The 17,180-nt window shown below is 60.8% G+C and carries 17 protein-coding genes; 8 read left to right on the top strand and 9 right to left on the bottom strand.

Annotated elements, in window-relative coordinates; genetic code table 11:
• Positions 1–206: 206 nt before the first annotated feature.
• Positions 207–578 (top strand): hypothetical protein, encoded by a 372-nt coding sequence (locus AB3G88_RS02820; protein ID WP_099583642.1) that lies wholly within the window; start codon positions 207–209, stop codon positions 576–578.
• 151 nt (positions 579–729) lie between these two features.
• On the top strand, positions 730–1,362 hold the full coding sequence (locus AB3G88_RS02815) for a TetR family transcriptional regulator (RefSeq protein WP_099583643.1): 633 nt from the start codon (positions 730–732) through the stop codon (positions 1,360–1,362).
• A 5-nt stretch (positions 1,363–1,367) separates the two neighbouring features.
• Here the strand turns inward: AB3G88_RS02815 and AB3G88_RS02810 are convergent, their stop codons facing one another.
• Positions 1,368–1,865 (bottom strand): C40 family peptidase, encoded by a 498-nt coding sequence (locus AB3G88_RS02810; protein ID WP_099583644.1) that lies wholly within the window; start codon positions 1,863–1,865, stop codon positions 1,368–1,370.
• A gap of 276 nt (positions 1,866–2,141) precedes the next feature.
• On the opposite strand from AB3G88_RS02810, the gene ureE reads away from it, so the two are divergent.
• The 5 genes from ureE to AB3G88_RS02785 all read left to right on the top strand — a co-directional run bounded on the left by ureE (position 2,142) and on the right by AB3G88_RS02785 (position 5,794).
• On the top strand, positions 2,142–2,642 hold the full coding sequence (gene ureE, locus AB3G88_RS02805) for an urease accessory protein UreE (protein ID WP_099583645.1): 501 nt from the start codon (positions 2,142–2,144) through the stop codon (positions 2,640–2,642).
• A complete protein-coding gene (locus AB3G88_RS02800) occupies positions 2,639–3,313 on the top strand; it encodes an urease accessory protein UreF (RefSeq protein ID WP_480453118.1) in 675 nt (224 codons plus the stop codon). The genes ureE and AB3G88_RS02800 overlap by 4 nt, the downstream gene beginning before the upstream one ends.
• Before the next feature lie 23 nt (positions 3,314–3,336).
• A complete protein-coding gene (ureG, locus tag AB3G88_RS02795; RefSeq protein WP_099583647.1) occupies positions 3,337–3,954 on the top strand; it encodes an urease accessory protein UreG in 618 nt (205 codons plus the stop codon).
• A 22-nt stretch (positions 3,955–3,976) separates the two neighbouring features.
• Entirely contained in the window at positions 3,977–4,549 is a 573-nt protein-coding gene (locus tag AB3G88_RS02790) for a HupE/UreJ family protein (protein WP_480453115.1), read from the top strand.
• A gap of 135 nt (positions 4,550–4,684) precedes the next feature.
• Positions 4,685–5,794 (top strand): AGE family epimerase/isomerase, encoded by a 1,110-nt coding sequence (locus tag AB3G88_RS02785; protein WP_480453113.1) that lies wholly within the window; start codon positions 4,685–4,687, stop codon positions 5,792–5,794.
• Positions 5,795–6,104: 310 nt separating this feature from the next.
• On the opposite strand, the gene AB3G88_RS02780 is transcribed toward AB3G88_RS02785, so the two are convergent.
• The 8 genes from AB3G88_RS02780 to amaB form a co-directional block, all read right to left on the bottom strand.
• Complete coding sequence (locus AB3G88_RS02780; protein ID WP_112193157.1) at positions 6,105–6,869, bottom strand: SDR family oxidoreductase; 765 nt, start codon at positions 6,867–6,869, stop codon at positions 6,105–6,107.
• Between the two features lie 727 nt (positions 6,870–7,596).
• A complete protein-coding gene (locus AB3G88_RS02775; protein WP_078740437.1) occupies positions 7,597–8,313 on the bottom strand; it encodes an ABC transporter ATP-binding protein in 717 nt (238 codons plus the stop codon).
• Positions 8,310–9,185, bottom strand: a complete 876-nt coding sequence (locus tag AB3G88_RS02770; RefSeq protein WP_099583651.1) for an ABC transporter ATP-binding protein — start codon at positions 9,183–9,185, stop codon at positions 8,310–8,312. The genes AB3G88_RS02775 and AB3G88_RS02770 overlap by 4 nt, the downstream gene beginning before the upstream one ends.
• Entirely contained in the window at positions 9,182–10,459 is a 1,278-nt protein-coding gene (gene livM, locus AB3G88_RS02765; RefSeq protein ID WP_099583652.1) for a high-affinity branched-chain amino acid ABC transporter permease LivM, read from the bottom strand. Before livM ends, AB3G88_RS02770 begins: the two co-directional genes overlap by 4 nt.
• 2 nt (positions 10,460–10,461) lie before the next feature.
• On the bottom strand, positions 10,462–11,376 hold the full coding sequence (locus tag AB3G88_RS02760; RefSeq protein ID WP_003188099.1) for an ABC transporter permease subunit: 915 nt from the start codon (positions 11,374–11,376) through the stop codon (positions 10,462–10,464).
• Between the two features lie 183 nt (positions 11,377–11,559).
• Positions 11,560–12,696: a branched-chain amino acid ABC transporter substrate-binding protein gene (locus tag AB3G88_RS02755; RefSeq protein WP_099583653.1), complete on the bottom strand. Its 1,137-nt coding sequence runs from the start codon at positions 12,694–12,696 to the stop codon at positions 11,560–11,562.
• 374 nt (positions 12,697–13,070) lie between these two features.
• On the bottom strand, positions 13,071–14,354 hold the full coding sequence (gene amaA, locus AB3G88_RS02750; RefSeq protein ID WP_480453110.1) for an L-pipecolate oxidase: 1,284 nt from the start codon (positions 14,352–14,354) through the stop codon (positions 13,071–13,073).
• 170 nt (positions 14,355–14,524) lie between these two features.
• A complete protein-coding gene (amaB, locus tag AB3G88_RS02745) occupies positions 14,525–16,015 on the bottom strand; it encodes an L-piperidine-6-carboxylate dehydrogenase (RefSeq protein WP_191959633.1) in 1,491 nt (496 codons plus the stop codon).
• Between the two features lie 153 nt (positions 16,016–16,168).
• Between amaB and AB3G88_RS02740 the strand changes: the two genes are divergently transcribed.
• Positions 16,169–17,059, top strand: coding sequence for a LysR family transcriptional regulator (locus AB3G88_RS02740; RefSeq protein ID WP_480453107.1), 891 nt, complete (start codon positions 16,169–16,171; stop codon positions 17,057–17,059).
• Positions 17,060–17,180: the final 121 nt, after the last annotated feature.

The raw sequence follows: 17,180 nt of genomic DNA, 5'->3' as shown, positions 1-17,180 counted from the left end.
ACGGCGCACCATTGTTACCCAGGTTCGTGTCGAAAATACCCACCACGGTGCAAAACCGCGTGCTTGAGAGGTCCGGTCTAGAGCCTCCGCAAGGAACAATCAATTCTGTTGATTATTACCATTGTGTTTATGAACTTTTATATCGACATATCGAGAGTAGCATTAGTCCTGTACCCACTTTATCGCCCTCCCAAGGAGCAACCATCATGAAACGCCAAGTACTCGCTACCGTCCTGTTGTCCATCCTGGCCTCCAGCGCTTTTGCCCTGCCAGCCGCTGAACAAGTCACCCCTCAAGTCAAAGCCGACGCCGTGCACTTCAGCCAGACCCTGGCCCGTAGCGGTTCGCAAGAAGAAGATGCCCGTGACTACGCCAAGGGCGCTGTTGCAGAAAACGGTTCGGATCAGATCAGCAAACGCGCTCACGCCGAAGGCCTGACCGAAAACGGCAGCGATCGCCTGCATGAGAATGGTCTGGTTGAAGATGGTGCCGATCAAATCAGCAAGCGCGCCTACGCTGAAGGTGTTGCCGAAGATGGTTCGGATCGCCTGAAAGAACAAAATCAAGCACAGAGCTAACCCTATGGTAGCCCAGAAAAAAGCCCGATCACCTGATCGGGCTTTTGACCTTTTGTAGAACCTGTCACGCTCGCCTGCCCCGCCAAGTTCGACGCCAACAGAGCTGTTTTGCTAGAGTGCGTCGCTGTACTTGCCGACAAAGCCCCCGCCCATGCTGCCCCGCGCCGAACAGAAGCAACAGACCCGCCTTGCCCTGATGGACGCTGCCCGCCATCTGATGGAGTGTGGCCGTGGGTTTGGCAGCCTGAGTCTGCGGGAAGTGGCCAAGACGGCCGGCATTGTGCCCACCGGTTTCTATCGCCATTTTGCCGATATGGACCAGCTTGGGCTCGTCCTGGTGAGTGAAGTCGGCCAGACCTTTCGCGCGACCATTCGCCTGGTGCGCCACAACGAGTTCGTGATGGGCGGCATCATCGACGCCTCGGTGCGGATCTTTCTCGATGTGGTCTCGGCCAACCGTTCGCAATTCCTGTTCCTGGCCCGCGAGCAATATGGCGGCTGCCTCGCCGTGCGCCAAGCCATCAGCGCTTTGCGCGAGGACATCACCCATGACCTGGCGGCCGACCTGACCCTGATGCCCAAGTTGCAGCACCTGGACAGCGAGGGCCTGCACGTGATGGCCGACCTGATCGTCAAAAGCGTGTTCGCCACCCTCCCCGACATCATCGACCCACCGGCGCATGCCTTGCCGGCCCATCTCACGCCACAGGCGAAAATCACCCAGCAACTGCGCTTTATCTTTATCGGCCTCAAGCACTGGCAGGGCCTGGGCAGCACCGAGTAAGCCGATCAACCCGCCGAATGGAAACGCTTGGCGGTGGTGTAGTTCTTGTTCCAGTAGCTGTTGCTCAGCGAATCGATACGCACGGTCTTGCCGGTGCGCGGCGAATGAATGAATTTGCCCTGGCCTATATAGAGACCCACATGGCTGACCTGGCCGCGCCCATTACCCTTGAAGAACACCGCATCGCCGGGCTTGAGCGCACTGCGCTGGATGGTAGCGGCCGTCGATCGGTGCATCGCCGCGGTCGTGCGCGGGATCTGGATATTGGCTTCAGTCTTGAACAGGTAAACCAGGAAACTGCTGCAATCGAACCCTTGCTTCGCGGAAGTGCCGCCCCATTTGTAGGGCGTGCCCAGCAACTCATGCGCGCGGTCGATCACGTTCTCGATTGCTTCGCTTTTAAGTGACGACGCGAAGGCAGGACGAGGCTGAAAGTTGGCCGAAGCGGATGACACAACAAAAGACAGGCTGACAATGACTAAACAACATAATGATTTGAACATGATGAACGTCGCAGGGAATTAAACAGGGCGCAAAGCCTAATGATTCCTTACGTAACGCGATGAACGCCGAATCCCCATATCACGTAGGACAAATCCGAAACGCTCACAACAGGTGCGACCCGCAATAGCGCGCACCATTTTGGGTCAGCTCTCGCCTCTTTAAACGCCCTGTTTAGTGGCATCAAAGGGCCGTCCTACAAGCAATTCCTACTCACCCTCCGGGTTGGCAAGCCCCTTGCTCTAGCTGTTTCATCGCTCATAGCTGGAAGCTTCCTGATGCTGGTGATCCACCGCCGAATCGCCCCCCAAGCCCTCTGGGCCGCTGAGTTGCTGCTGAACTTCGAAGCACGCAGCAAGAGCCGCTTGCGCTGTTTCAGTGCCGACGGTGAAGACGTCGGCTTGTTTCTGGAGCGTGGCCAGCCACCGTTGCACGATGGCGAATGCCTACAGGCGGAAGATGGACGTGTCGTACGTGTCTGCGCGCGGCCTGAACAACTGCTGCACGTCACCTGCGCCAACGCGTTTGAACTGACCCGCGCCGCCTATCACCTCGGTAACCGCCACGTGGCGTTGCAGGTTGGTGATGGCTGGCTGCGCCTGCTTGATGACTATGTCCTCAAGGCCATGCTTGAACAGCTGGGCGCCACCACGCAGACGATCGAAGCGCCGTTCCAGCCGGAGCACGGTGCCTATGGCGGTGGTCACCATCATTCACGCCATGGCGATGAAGATTTCAACTATCCGCCCAAACTGCACCAGTTCGGCGTGCGTTTATGAACCCAGCCTGGGCGCTGCTGCGTCTGGCCAGTCCGCAATTGCCGATTGGCGGCTACAGCTATTCCCAAGGCCTGGAGATGGCCGTGGAGAATGGCCGCGTGAAGGACGCCGCCAGCGCTCGCCGCTGGATCAGCGACCAGTTGCTGCTGAACCTGGCGCGTTTCGAAGCGCCGCTGATGCTCGCCCATTGCCGCGCTGCAGCCGAGCAGGATTGGCCGACACTCTCGCAACTGTGCGAAGCGCACCAGGCCAGCCGCGAGACCCGCGAGCTGTATCAAGAAAGCCGCCAGATGGGCTACTCCTTGCACCAATTGCTCAACGGTCTGCCGGAGCTGGACAGCGCAGCCCGCACCTTTCTTGAGCAACGCAGCGAACCCCACCTGGCCCTGGGCTGGGCCCTGGCCGCACGCGCCTGGGCCATCAGCCCCGACGACGCCCTCGCCGCCTGGCTGTGGAGCTGGCTGGAAAATCAACTGGCCGTGCTGATGAAAACCCTGCCCCTGGGCCAACAAGCCGCCCAACGCCTGACCAGTGAGCTGCTGCCGCTGCTGCAACAGGCCCAGCAGGATGCCGCCCGCATCGACCCCCATCATTTCGGCAGCGCCGCGTTCGGCCTGTCCCTGGCGTGCATGGCCCATGAGCGCCAGTACAGCCGCCTGTTCCGTTCCTAGGAGCGCTTTATTTGGAGAAGCACATGAACACACAACCCCTGCGCGTCGGCATCGGCGGCCCGGTCGGCTCCGGCAAAACCGCCCTGACCCTGGCCCTGTGCCTCGCGCTGCGCGACCGCTACAACCTGGCGGTGGTTACCAACGACATCTATACCCGCGAAGACGCTGACTTCCTGGTGCGCAACCAGGCCCTGGCGCCCGAGCGCATCATCGGCGTAGAAACCGGCGGCTGCCCGCACACGGCCATCCGTGAAGACGCCTCGATCAACCTGGAAGCGGTCGACCAACTCAACCGTCGCTTTCCCGGCCTGGACCTGATTCTGGTGGAGTCCGGTGGGGACAACCTCTCGGCCACGTTCAGCCCGGAACTGTCGGACCTGACGATCTATGTGATCGATGTGTCGGCTGGCGACAAACTGCCGCGCAAAGGCGGCCCAGGCATCTGCAAATCCGACCTGCTGGTGATCAACAAGATCGACCTCGCGCCGCTGGTCGGCGCGTCGCTGGAGCTGATGAACAGCGACACCCAGCGCATGCGCAACGGTAAACCCTTTGTGTTCAGCAACCAGAAAACCGGCGTCGGCCTGGACGAGATTGTCGCCTTTATCGAACGCCAGGGCCTGCTGACCACCGCCGCCTGATCAACCCACAAGGAACCTGTCTATGAGCCTCAACAAACTCTTCGCCGCTGCCGCCCTGCTGCTCGCCCCGGCGTTGGCCTTCGCGCATCCGGGTCATGGCGACAATGGCCTGGTGGCCGGTATCAGCCACCCATTGGGCGGCATCGATCACTTGCTGGCCATGCTTGCCGTCGGCCTGTGGGCAGCGCAGCAGAAAGGCGCCGCCCGTTGGGCCCTGCCGTGCACCTTTGTCGGCACCATGCTGATTGGCGGCGTGTTGGGTTTTGAGGGCCTGGCATTGCCGGCGCTGGAAAGCGGGATTGCCGCGTCGGTGCTGGCACTGGGCCTGGCTGTGGCGCTGGCGGTGCGTCCGCCGCTGTTCATGGCGGTGGGCGCTACGGCGTTGTTTGCACTGTTCCACGGGGTCGCCCATGGTCTGGAACTGCCGGAGATGTCCAACCCTTGGGCGTATGCCGCTGGGTTCGTCGGCGCGACCGCTGCATTGCACGCGGCCGGGTATGCCGTGGTGCGTTTTCTGCCGGCTGCGGCGGCGCCGTTGGTGCGGGTTGCTGGAGCAGCATCGGCGGCGACTGGGTTTTGGTTGCTGGCGGGCTGATCTGCAGCGCGCTTTAGGGCCTCATCGCGGACAAATGTGGGAGGGGGCTTGCCCCCGATAGCGGTGGCACAGACAACACCGTTCCCAAGCCTGCTACCATGCGCGCCTACACCCCTGCCGTGACGACGCCAGCCAATGCCCATCGCTTCCCAGCCTAAGTTGAATTCCGTACTCACCCATTTCCACACCCTGATCGTGCCGCTCTGGCAGGGCCAGGGCTGGAATGCCGAGTTGGCGCTGCCCTATGAGGCGCTGGATGCCGATCATCGGCCTTTGCCGCCGCAACGCTACCGCGCCATGGCCTGCGCGCGGCAGTTATACCTGTTCGCCAACCTGATCGGCGAACCCGACGCGGCCTTCGCCGAAGAGCGTGCCGCTGCGCTGTTCCGTTCCCTGCAACGGCACTTCCACGACGCCGAGCACGGCGGCTGGTTCTACAGCATCGACCCGGCCGGGCAGCCGCTGGATAAGCGCAAAGACCTCTACACCCACGCCTTCATCATCTTCGCCTGCGCCCACTACTGGGCCAAAGTGCGCGAACCGTTGGTCGAATCGGTACTCAACGCGGCCCTTGAAGTGGTCGCTGAGCGTTTCGCCACCGGCGATGGCCTTTACGAGGCGGTGCTTGAGCGTAATTGGTCGTCCCTCAAGTCCGGCCCGCTGCAAAACCCGTTGATGCACCTGGCCGAAGGCTTTCTCGCCACCCTCGCGGTGCGCGAAGACGCCGAGGTACAAGCGGCGTTGCTGACCTTGGCGACGGCCATGCAACAGCGCTTCATCGACCGCCAGCATGGCGTGATGATGGAAAAACCGCTGGGCGCTGTGGATAACTGGTTCGAGCCAGGGCATCAGTTCGAGTGGTTCTTCTTGCTGGAATCGTCCCCCGTCTTACGCGGCACGCCGTTGCATGCCTCACTGACCCGGGCATTTGCCTACGCCGAGCAGAAGGGTGTGGACAAGTTAAGCGGCGCGGTGAGCGGCATGCTTAGCCTGGACGGGAGTGTGCGTGACGCCACCCAGCGCATCTGGGCCCAGGCGGAATACCTGCGGGCGCTGACCTTGCGGCCGGGCAGTGAGGCGGTGTTACAGCGCCAGTTGCTGGCGCTGCAAGAGCATTTCCTGCATGACAGAGGTTGGCATGAATGCCTGGATGCCAACGGTGCCGTGAGCCGACGGGACATGCCGTCGACGACGCCTTATCACTTGGCGACCTGCTATCAGGGCCTGATTCAGCATCTGCGCTGACCTTCAGAGCCTCATCGGGGCATGAGTATCTACACAACTCTTAAAGGCTGACACAGAATCCTGTGGTGAGCGGGCTTGCCCGCGCTGGGCTGCGAAGCAGCCCCAATAAGGTCACCGCAGAGTGCCAGAACCAATCAAGGTGAAGGTTTTGGGGCTGCTGCGCAGCCCAGCGCGGGACAAGCCCGCTCACCACAACAGCCCATTTGCCATAGATTGAGCATCCTCCGGAAGTTGTGTAGATGCCCATGCTCATCGGCGGTGCGACGATTCGACTTGCCCCCGATAGCCTCGCCTCGACTTAAAGTCCTACTTACTTACCGCCCCGCTCAATCGCAAAACCAGCCCAGGTCTGGCTCACCGGCATCAGCTCCAAGCGGTTGATGTTGACGTGCGCCGGGGTGTTCATCACCCAGAAGATCGTGTCGGCAATGTCCTGCGGCTGGATCGGCTCAGCGCCAGCGTAGGTGGCGTCGTAACGCGCCTGGTCGCCACCGAAACGCACCAGCGAGAACTCGCTCTCACACAGGCCTGGCTCGATATTGGTCACGCGCACGCCGGTGCCTTGCAGGTCGCAACGCAGGTTCAGCGAGAACTGCTTCACGAACGCCTTGGAGCCGCCATATACGTGGCTGCCAGGGTAAGGGTAGTTACCGGCGATAGACCCCAGGTTGATGATCCCGGCGCCACGCCCGTGAGCGATCAAGCGCGGCAGCAGCAGATTGGTCGTGGTCAGCAGCCCTTTGATGTTGGTGTCGACCATGGTTTCCCAATCGTCGAGGCTGCACTTGGGCGCAGGATCAGTGCCCACGGCCAGGCCGGCGTTGTTGATCAGGCCACGCAGTGTGGCGAACGACGGCGGCAGGCTGGCGATAGCGTCTTCCATACCTTTGCGGTCACGCACGTCCACGACCAGGCCGTGCACTTCAGTCTGCTTGGAAAGCTCTTCAACCAAGGCATTCAAACGTTCGGCACGACGGCCAGTGAGCACCAGTTTCCAACCGGCGTCAGCAAAACGACGGGCGCAGGCTTCGCCAAAACCTGAGGTTGCGCCAGTAATAAACAGCGTGTCGGACATGGTGTTCTCCTTGCGGGCATCGGAAAAAAAAAACAGCCAGCAGAATGCCCTTACACCGCCTTCGCGGCAACCGCTAAGCGCACCGCCCAATCTACAACTGATCGTTTTTTGATCACTTCAAGCAACGCTATATGAACCGTGGCCTGTAGCCATATACGCGCAGGTTATCCACAACTGCGCCCACAGTCTTTGGGGGCAAGTGCAAAACACCGCAAGCCGCTGTGTACAAGGCTTTCAGGCGGTTTTAGAAAGTTTTTTGCTTGACCTTGACGAGGGCGTATGTAGGCCTATCGACACAGGGAAAATTCAGACGATGGCTCCAGGCCAGTCGTTCCGGCCTCTGCGGAGGTCTTTCCAGAGTTTAATCACAGACTTATCCACAGGCTGAAGGGTCATATTTCGGTCATATACCTGTGTCTTTAAACAGGTTGACAAACCCCTTGGCCGGTCGCCAAAAAGCGCCTGATCAAAAAACAACCGACGCGCTGCAGGCCACGGTTTTAAAGGCGTTCAGCCAGCTACTCCCACGTTACCCACAGCCGGTTCCACAGTGGATGGGGACAAGTCAAAAGTGTGACAAAACAGGGATTTGCGGCGGCTATATGTCGCGCTTTGGAGGAGGGCTGGATTTGTTTTCCACAATTTGGGATCGGCCTTGTGAACACCCACAAAACAAATGTGGGAGGGGCTTGCCCCCTCCCACAGAGGTACTGCGTTGTGATTTAGATCAGTGCCCGCCGAGGTAGGCGTTGCGCACTTCCTCGTTCACCAGCAGCTCCTTACCCGTGCCTGTAAGGCGAATCTCGCCGTTGACCATCACATACGCCCGGTCCGACAAGCGCAGTGCGTGGTTAGCGTTCTGCTCCACCAGGAAGATGGTCATCCCGGTGGCCGCCAGTTCGCGCAGGGTGGCGAAGATCTGCTTCACCACAATCGGCGCCAAGCCCAGGCTTGGCTCGTCCAACAGCAACAGCTTGGGCCGGCTCATGAGTGCACGGGCGATGGCGAGCATTTGCTGCTCGCCGCCGGACATGGTCATGGCCCGCTGGGTACGCCGCTCCTTGAGCCTTGGAAACAGCTCGAACATGCGCTGCATGTCTTCCTGGGCATACTTGTCGCCAATCGGGATGGTGCCCATCAGCAGGTTTTCCTCGACGGTCATGTCAGGGAACACCCGCCGCCCTTCCGGCGACTGCGCAATACCATTGGAGGCGATGTAGTGGGACGACTTGTGGGTAATGTCGACGCCGTTGTACAGAATCTGCCCCGACTCGGCGCGAGGCTGGCCGAAAATCGACATCAGCAGCGTGGATTTGCCCGCGCCGTTGGAGCCGATCAGGCTGACGGTTTCGCCTTCATTGATGTGCAGCGAGACTTTTTTCAGGGCCTGGATCGGGCCGTAGAACACGTCCAGGTCTTTCATTTCGAGGATAGGCCCGCTCATACCAGCTCCTCTTCGTCGGCGCCCAGGTAAGCGGCAATCACTTTCGGGTCGTTGCGGATCGCTTCCGGCCCGCCCTCGGCGATTACGTTGCCGTGGTCCAGCACCACGATGTGGTCGGAAATACTCATCACCATGCCCATGTCGTGTTCGATCAGCACCACCGTGAGGTCGTGTTCGTCGCGCAGCAGGCGAATCATCGCGCTGAGGGCTTCGGTTTCCTGGGGGTTGAGGCCCGCGGCGGGTTCGTCCAGGCAGATGATCTGCGGCCGGGTGCACATGGCGCGGGCGATTTCCAGGCGGCGCTGCTGGCCGTAGGAAAGCTCACCGGCCAGGCGGTTGGCGCAGTCCACCAGGTCGACGACTTCCAGCCAGTAGAACGCGCAATCCAGCGCGTCACTTTCGGCCTTGCGGTAGCCCTTGGTGTTGAGGATGCCTGCGAGCATGTTGCGGTTGACCCACATGTGCTGGGCCACCAGCAGGTTTTCCAGCACCGACATTTCCTTGAACAGGCGAATGTTCTGGAACGTCCGCGCTAAACCTGCACGGTTGACCAGATGGGTGCCGCCGAACATCTTGTAGTACACGCGGCTGAGGAAGCTTTTCGGCGACACAAAGTCGACGGCCTTGAAGCGCTCGCCCAGCAACTGGATCACGTTGGTCTGCTTGCCGCGCACGTTGAGTTCGATCTTGCCGCCGCTGGCTTTGTAAAACCCGGTGAGGCAGTTGAACACCGTGGTTTTGCCGGCGCCGTTAGGGCCGATCAGGGCGAAGATCGAGTTGCGTTCGACCTTGAGGCTCACATCGCTCAAGGCCTTGATGCCACCAAAGTGCATCATCAAATGTTCCACGGACAGGACGACTTCCTTGCTCATGGCGCCACTCCTTTACGTGGTGTCACACCGGTACGGCTGATCCGGATCAAGCCGCGTGGCCGCCAGATCATCATCACCACCATCAACACGCCAAACAGCAGTACGCGGTACTCCGAGAAGCTGCGCAGCAACTCCGGCGCCACGGTCAGCACGAACGCCGCGATCACCACGCCGACCGTCGAGCCCATGCCGCCCAGGACCACAATGGCCAGGATCAGCGCCGACTCGAAGAACGTGAACGACGACGGGTTGACGAAGCCCTGGTAGCTGGCAAAGAACACCCCGGCCAACCCCGCCGTGGAAGCGCCGATGGTGAACGCCGAGAGCTTGACCAGCACGTGGTTCAGGCCCATGGAGCGGCAGGCGATTTCATCTTCACGCAGGGCTTCCCAGGCGCGGCCGACCGGCATGCGCGTCAGGCGGTGCTTGATGTACAGCACAGCCAGCACCACCAGGAACAGCACGATGTAGATGAACATGAACTTGATGTTGGGGTTGTAATCGAGGCCGAAGAATTCGTGGAACGGAATCCCGCCCTCCTTCGCCTTGCGCCCGAACTCCAGGCCGAGGAACGTCGGTGAAGGCACCGGCATGCCGTTCGGGCCACCGGTGAACGACAGCCAGTTATTGAGCACCAGACGGATGATCTCACCGAAACCCAAGGTCACGATGGCCAGGTAGTCACCGTGCATTCGCAATACCGGGAAGCCGAGTATGCACCCCGCCAGCGCCGCCGCGATGGCCGCCAGGGGCAGCACGCTCCAGAAACCCAGGCCGAGATACTGATAACCCAGCGCCAGGCCGTAGGCGCCGATGGCGTAGAACGCCACGTAACCCAGGTCGAGCAAGCCCGCCAGGCCGACCACGATGTTCAGGCCCAGGCCGAGCAACACGTAGATCAGGCCGAGGATCACCACGGTCAGCAGGTACTTGTTGGCGAAGATCGGGAACACGATGGCGATCACGATCAATGCCGGGATGATCCAGCGCAGCCGCGACTTGTAGTCCGGTGGCAGCACATGCACGCCGGAACCACTGCTCTCGAAGCCCTGCAGAATCTTCACGCCCTTGGGGGTTTGCAGGAACAGGCTGAGGGCAAAGCGCCCGACCATCACGATGGCGACCAGGATGGCCACGCGCGCGGGTTCCAGGTTGAAGCTGTAGCCGTCGAGGACCACGCCGACGATCGGACCGAACACGATCAGCGAAATCAGCCCGGCAAGGATCGTATCGACGACACTTTTCTTGATATCGATAGGTTTGGCAGCAGACATGTTTACACCTTAGCCACGAGCGGGCGACCCAGCAGGCCCTGGGGACGGAAAATCAGAATCACCACCAGCAGGGAGAAACTGAATACGTCTTTGTAGTCAGAGTTGATCAACCCCGAGAACAGCGACTCGGAAATACCCAGGATGATCCCGCCCAACATCGCCCCAGGCAGGGAGCCGATGCCGCCGAGTACCGCTGCGGTAAATGCCTTGATGCCGATGATGAAGCCGGCATAGAAGTCGAAAGTGCCGTAATTGAGGGTGATCAGCACGCCGGCCAATGCGGCCATGGCGGCACCGATGACAAACACGTAGGAGATCACGCGGTCGGTGTTGATGCCCAGGATCGAAGCCATCTTGCGGTCTTGCTGGGTTGCGCGGCACATGCGACCGAGCTTGGTGTACTTGATGATGTAGGTGAGCAACGCCATACCGGCGAAGGCCGCCACGAGGATGAATACCTTGGTGTACGTGAGTTGCACGAAGCCGGTGCCGATGTCGACGCGCCAGGCGCCAGCCAGCAGGGTTGGAATGCCTTGTTGTTTCGCACCCTGGGCGATCTGCGCGTAGTTCTGCAGGATCAGGGAGATCCCGATGGCGCTGATCAGCGGGGCCAGTCGGGTGGAGTTACGCAGTGGTTTATAGGCGACACGCTCGATGACCCAACCGTACACGCCGGTGACGACCACGGTGAAGATCAGAGTGCCGAGAATGAGCAGCGGGAAGGATTCGATGCCGAAGTAAGCCAGCAGTGCCAGACTGATCGCCGCGAGGTAAGCGGAAATCATATAAACCTCGCCGTGGGCGAAGTTGATCATGCCAATGATGCCATAGACCATTGTGTAGCCGATGGCGATCAGGCCATAGACCGACCCGAGGGTCAGGCCGTTGACCAGTTGCTGCAGGAAAATACCATCCATAACGCAATCTCACGCGGTGAGCACCTGCACACCGGTGGGTGTGCGGCGCTTCTGGAGGAAAAGACAGACATCAATAACAACACTGTCCCCTTGTGGGAGGGGGCTTGCCCCCGATGCGGTGGGTCAGCTGAACAACTGTTGACTGACACTCCGCTATCGGGGGCAAGCCCCCTCCCACATGGATTACTTCTGCTTTTCCAACTGGTGGTACTTGCCTTCTTTATCCCACTGGTAAACCACGTAGTCGGAGATTTTCAGGTCGCCTTTACCGTCCCATTCCTTCTTGCCCATCACGGTCTGGACCGGGTTGGCCTTGAGCCATTTGGCGGCGTCTTCGCCTTTGTTGGACTTGGCACCATTGAAGCCGGCAGCCAGGGCCTGGACCGACGCGTAGGCATACAGGGTGTAGCCTTCGGGCTCGGTGCCATTTTTGCGGAACTCTTCCACCACAGCCTTGCTGTCCGGCAGCAGGCGCGGGTCGGCGCCGAAGGTCATGTACACGCCATCGACGTACTGCTTGCCGCCAGCGGTGGCCACCAGTTCGTCAGTCACGATGCCGTCATCGGACATGAACTTGACGTCCTTGAGGCCGGCTTCACGGATCTGGCGAACCAGCGGGCCGGCTTCCGGGTGCAGGCCGCCGAAGTACACGACGTCCGCGCCGGTGGAACGGATCTTGGTCACCAGGGCGCTGAAGTCTTTCTCGCCACGGGTCAGGCCTTCTTCGAGCACCGGCTTGACGCCGCGCTTGGTCAACTGGGCAGCGGTGGCGTCGGCCAGGCCTTTGCCGTAGGTGTCCTTGTCATTGATGACCGCGACTTTCTTGCCCTTGAGCACATCGACGATGTAGTCGCCGGCGACGATGCCCTGCTGGTCGTCACGCCCGCACATGCGGAACATGGCGCCCAGGCCGCGTTCGGTAACTTGTGGGTTGGTGGAGCCTGGGGTGATAGCGATGATGCCCGCTTCGTCATACACCTCGGAGGCTGGGATGGTGTTGGACGAGCAGAAGTGCCCGACCACGCCGATCACTTTGTCCTGGTCAGCCAGGCGGTTGGCCACGGCCACGGCTTGTTTTGGCTCACACGCATCGTCACCGGCAACCAGCACGATTTTCTCGCCGTTGATGCCGCCAGCCTTGTTGATCGTATCGGCTGCCGCTTGGGCACCCTTCATGTACTGCTCACCGAAAGCGGCGTTGGCGCCCGTCATGGGCCCCGCTACGCCAATCTTCACATCAGCTTGAACAAACGTAGAAACACCCAGCGCCGCTGCAACGGCGAGGGCCAGAAAACCTTTCTTGTAAAACGTCTGGGACATGAGTGGTGCTCCGATATTTTTGATTTTTGGCACGACAACTTGCATTCAAACTTTTCACTGAAAGCTCAGAGCAAGCCCCGTGCCATTACGTTTTTATTCTTCAAAAAGACACCGTGTCATTGTTATTACTGGCGTTTCGACTCGACTCGCCAGCACGTGCAACCGTCTAGCCTACAGAGGTGCAACCAACCCCCTTAAAAAGTACAACCCTGACAGGTGCCACCTGCAACCGGATGGATAAACCGCAGCCCCTGCACCTGTAACAGCATGCGTAACGGAACTGCACATTTACAGTGCGCAACTGCTACGACCTGCACCAATACAGATTAGTAGCCGGCTAAGAAAATGCAGGCTTCTGAGCGGTATTTCGCTGATCAGATCACGATCCTCAGGCATTGCCCGGCGTGATACAGCGAGAACCCAGCCTCATACAGGCAACTGCGCAAGCCCACGCCGGCCAGCGGCTGCATCGGCGCGAAGGGAATCGGCAGGGCCTGGGGATCCTGGTGACACAAGTAGTCGGCGAACGCCTTGCCGACCACACTGCCGGTGGTCACGCCACGCCCGTTATAACCGGTGACGGCGACCAGGCCAGGGGCCGGTTCGAACAAGCGCATCAGGTGATCGGGAGTGAAGGCGATGCAGCCGGTCCAGGTGAACTCCCACTGCACCGATTTGAGGTAGGGGAAGTAGTGCTGCTGCACCCGATCGGCCCACGCCTTGAGAAACCACGCCGGTTTCTGGTTGCCATTGCCCAGGCTGCCAAGCAACAAACGACCCTCGGCATCGCGGCGGATGCTGCTCAAGACCTGGCGCGTGTCCCACGAACCCTGGCCGCCGGGGAGTATCTGCCGGGCGGCGTCATCGGTGAGCGGGGCCGAGGCGACCTGGTAGTAATAACCGGGGAAAAAGTTACGCCGCAGCTCGGTCCATTCGCCTTCGGTGTAGGCATTGGAGGCAATCACCACCTGCGCTGCCTGCACTGCACCGTGCTGGGTCTGCACCGACCACTGCGCACCCTGGCGTTCCAATCGGGTGACCGGCGAATGATCGAACAGTTGCCCACCAAGCCCGACCGCAGCATTGGCCAACCCAGAGGTGTAGGCCATCGGGTTCAAGGTACCCGCCCGCCGATCCAGCAAGGCGGCTGCAATCTTTTTGGTGCCGGTGGCGTGCTCGCAGGCCTGGCCGGTAAGCAGCTCGACCGGCGCGCCGCGACGCTTCCATTGGTCTTCACGACTGCGCAAATCCGCCTCGCCACGGGCGTTGTGCGCCATGTGCAAGGTGCCCTCGCGGCGCAGTTGGCAATCGATGTTGTATTTGTCGATCAGGCTGAACACCAGCGAAGGTGCTGCGCCAAGCATGCGGTTGAGCTGACTGCCCACCGCTTCGCCGAAACCGGCCTCGATGTCATCCGGCGGGATCCACAACCCGGCGTTCACCAACCCGACGTTACGACCTGAACCGCCGTGGCCGGTGCGATGGGCTTCCAGCACGGCGACGCTTTTGCCCTGCTCCAGCAGGTGAATGGCGGCCGAAAGTCCGGTAATACCGGCGCCGATCACGCACACGTCCACTTTCAACTCGCCCTTGAGCGCGGCGCGATCCGGCCGGCTGGGGGTGAGGTGTTCCCACAAACATGTTTCGCGTAGTGCCATTGCCAGACTCCGGTGAGACCTAACAAACAACAATCTTGATGTGCAATGCGGTCACATGTGGGAGGGGGCTTGCCCCCGATAGCAGTGGATCAGCTGTACATCTGTTGACTGACACACTGCAATCGGAGGCAAGCCCCCTCCCACATTTTTAACCGCGTTTCGACAGTGGTTTAGTCGAAGGTAATGCCCTGGGCCAGCGGCAATTCCAGCGAGTAGTTCACCGTATTGGTCTGCCGACGCATATACCCACGCCACGCATCCGAACCCGACTCACGCCCGCCACCGGTCTCTTTCTCGCCGCCAAACGCGCCGCCAATCTCCGCGCCGCTCGGGCCAATGTTGACGTTGGCGATGCCACAGTCACTGCCCACGGCCGACATGAATTGCTCGGCCTCGCGCACGTCTGTGGTGAAGATGCACGACGACAGGCCTTGGGGCACGGCGTTGTTCAGGCGCAGGGCGTCGGCGAAATCGCTGTAGCCAACCACGTAGAGGATCGGCGCGAAGGTTTCGGTGCACACCACGTCGCTTTGCTCGGGCATTTCCACAATCGCTGGCGACACGTAGTAGGCGTTGGGGAATTTATCTTCCAACTGGCGCTTGCCGCCGAACACCTTGCCGCCTTCGCTCAAGGCCTGCTCCAGGGCGTCCTGCATGTTATCGAAGCCGTGTTTGTCGATCAGCGGGCCGATCAGGTTGCCTTCCAGCGGGTGGCCGATGCGCACTTTGGAATACGCGGCCTTGAGGCGGGTGACGATCTCTGCCTTGACCGACTCATGGGCGATCAGGCGGCGCAGGGTGGTGCAACGCTGGCCGGCGGTGCCGACGGCGCTGAACAGAATGGCGCGCACGGCCATGTCCAGGTCGGCGCTTGGGCCGAGGATCATGGCGTTGTTGCCGCCCAGTTCGAGGATGCTGCGGGCAAAACGTGCGGCGACTTTAGGCGCCACTTCGCGCCCCATGCGCGTGCTGCCGGTGGCGCTGATCAGCGCGACACGCGGGTCATCCACCAGCGCGGCGCCGGCATCGCGGCCACCGATGATCACTTGGCTCAAATACTCAGGGGCACCGTCGAATTTCTTCAGCACGCGCTCGAACAGCGCCTGGCACGCCAGGGCGGTGAGCGGGGTCTTTTCCGAGGGTTTCCAGATCACGGCGTTGCCGCACACCAACGCCAGAGTGGTGTTCCACGCCCACACCGCAACGGGGAAGTTGAAAGCGCTGATCACGCCGACCACGCCCAGCGGGTGCCAGGTTTCACGCATGTGGTGGCCCGGGCGTTCGGAGGCGATGGTCAAGCCGTACAGCTGGCGCGACAGGCCGACGGCGAAGTCGCAGATGTCGATCATTTCCTGCACTTCACCCAGGCCTTCCTGAGTGATCTTGCCCGCTTCCCAGGACACCAACTCGCCCAGGTCGGCCTTGTATTCGCGCAGCACGTCGCCGAATTGACGCACCAGCTCACCCCGACGCGGCGCCGGCACTTTGCGCCAGGCGTCGAATGCATGCTCGGCGCGACTGACCTGTTGCTCCACCTCGGCGGCACCTTCCCAGTGCACACTGCCGATACGGCTGCCATCAATCGGCGAATGCACGGGCTGTTTACCCGCCTGGTACAGCGCCGGGTTTACCCCGAGACGATCAAGCAATGCGGCAACCATGGGTCACTCCTTCAATCTGCAGACAAAAAATCGCACCGCGCCACGCACGGCGATCCAGGCCTTATTTGTAGCTGGCCCAAGACTTGCCAACAAACGACGATTAGGCGAGATATCATTCCGTTTATTCATGCAAAGCATAAAAAGAGGCACGCCGTGCTGAACAAAAGACATTTGCCCTCGATCACCGCCCTGCAGTGTTTCGAAGCCGCCACCCGCCACCTGAGCTTCACCCGCGCCGCCGAAGAGCTGAACCTCACGCAGAGCGCGGTCAGCAAGCAAGTGGCGCAGCTGGAAGAACTGCTGCAACACCTGCTGTTTCGCCGCGTGCGTCGCCGCCTGCAGATGACCCCGGCAGGCGACCTGTACCTGGTGGAAGTGCGCAAGATCCTCACGCAAGTGGAGATGTCCACCCATTACCTGCGCTCCTACGGCGGCGAGACCGAAGTGTTGCGCGTGTCCACGCCCTACACTTTCGGCGCGCGCTGGCTGGTGCCGCGCCTCAAGGGCTGGCGGCTGCGTCACCCGCAGATCCATCTGGACCTGTGCAACGAGCAGGAGCCGGACGAACTGCTGCAAGGCAAGGCCGACCTGGCCTTCTACTTCGGCCAGGGCGCACGCCCCGGCACCGAGAGCCTGAAGCTGTTCAGTGAAGAACTGGTGCCGGTGTGCGCACCCGAGAGCCTGCCCGCCAAGCCCTTCACCGACCCCACGCAACTGAGCGAACTGGTGCTGCTGCAAAACGCCTCGCGCCCCCAGGGCTGGCATGACTGGTTCGCCAGCCAGGGTTACCAGACTGAACACAGCTACCACGGGCCGCGTTTTGACACCTTTTATATGTGCATTCGTGCAGCGCAGGTCGGCTGTGGCGTGGCGCTGTTGCCGCGGTTTCTGGTGGAGGAAGAACTGGCCGACGGCAAGCTGGTGATTCCCTGGCAGCATGCGATGCCGAGCCAGGATGCGTATTACCTGGCGTATCCGGAGCATTCGGCAGAGGTGCCCAAGGTGCGCGATTTTGTGAAGTGGATGATGGAGCAGGTTATTTAGTGCCTGAAAGATAGCCATCGGGGACAAGCCCCCTCCCACATTTGGAATGCATTCCAAGTGTGGGAGGGGGCTTGCCCCCGATGAGGCCAGTAGCCACACCCAAAAAAATCACTGGCAAAAC

The sequence above is a fragment of the Pseudomonas arvensis genome (assembly GCF_056688935.1).
Note: the sequence above shows the minus strand (reverse complement) of the source record. Positions and strands in the feature narration are given on the sequence as shown.

What these genes read in the sequence shown, in the direction of transcription:
- AB3G88_RS02810 (WP_099583644.1), bottom strand. Translation starts at nt 1,865, where the DNA reads ATGTTCAAATCATTATGTTGTTTAGTCATTGTCAGCCTGTCTTTTGTT.
- amaA (WP_480453110.1), bottom strand. Translation starts at nt 14,354, where the DNA reads ATGGCACTACGCGAAACATGTTTGTGGGAACACCTCACCCCCAGCCGG.
- AB3G88_RS02785 (WP_480453113.1), top strand. Translation starts at nt 4,685, where the DNA reads ATGCCCATCGCTTCCCAGCCTAAGTTGAATTCCGTACTCACCCATTTC.
- AB3G88_RS02770 (WP_099583651.1), bottom strand. Translation starts at nt 9,185, where the DNA reads ATGAGCAAGGAAGTCGTCCTGTCCGTGGAACATTTGATGATGCACTTT.
- AB3G88_RS02820 (WP_099583642.1), top strand. Translation starts at nt 207, where the DNA reads ATGAAACGCCAAGTACTCGCTACCGTCCTGTTGTCCATCCTGGCCTCC.
- AB3G88_RS02760 (WP_003188099.1), bottom strand. Translation starts at nt 11,376, where the DNA reads ATGGATGGTATTTTCCTGCAGCAACTGGTCAACGGCCTGACCCTCGGG.
- AB3G88_RS02755 (WP_099583653.1), bottom strand. Translation starts at nt 12,696, where the DNA reads ATGTCCCAGACGTTTTACAAGAAAGGTTTTCTGGCCCTCGCCGTTGCA.
- AB3G88_RS02800 (WP_480453118.1), top strand. Translation starts at nt 2,639, where the DNA reads ATGAACCCAGCCTGGGCGCTGCTGCGTCTGGCCAGTCCGCAATTGCCG.
- ureG (WP_099583647.1), top strand. Translation starts at nt 3,337, where the DNA reads ATGAACACACAACCCCTGCGCGTCGGCATCGGCGGCCCGGTCGGCTCC.
- AB3G88_RS02775 (WP_078740437.1), bottom strand. Translation starts at nt 8,313, where the DNA reads ATGAGCGGGCCTATCCTCGAAATGAAAGACCTGGACGTGTTCTACGGC.
- AB3G88_RS02790 (WP_480453115.1), top strand. Translation starts at nt 3,977, where the DNA reads ATGAGCCTCAACAAACTCTTCGCCGCTGCCGCCCTGCTGCTCGCCCCG.
- livM (WP_099583652.1), bottom strand. Translation starts at nt 10,459, where the DNA reads ATGTCTGCTGCCAAACCTATCGATATCAAGAAAAGTGTCGTCGATACG.
- ureE (WP_099583645.1), top strand. Translation starts at nt 2,142, where the DNA reads ATGCTGGTGATCCACCGCCGAATCGCCCCCCAAGCCCTCTGGGCCGCT.
- AB3G88_RS02780 (WP_112193157.1), bottom strand. Translation starts at nt 6,869, where the DNA reads ATGTCCGACACGCTGTTTATTACTGGCGCAACCTCAGGTTTTGGCGAA.
- amaB (WP_191959633.1), bottom strand. Translation starts at nt 16,015, where the DNA reads ATGGTTGCCGCATTGCTTGATCGTCTCGGGGTAAACCCGGCGCTGTAC.
- AB3G88_RS02815 (WP_099583643.1), top strand. Translation starts at nt 730, where the DNA reads ATGCTGCCCCGCGCCGAACAGAAGCAACAGACCCGCCTTGCCCTGATG.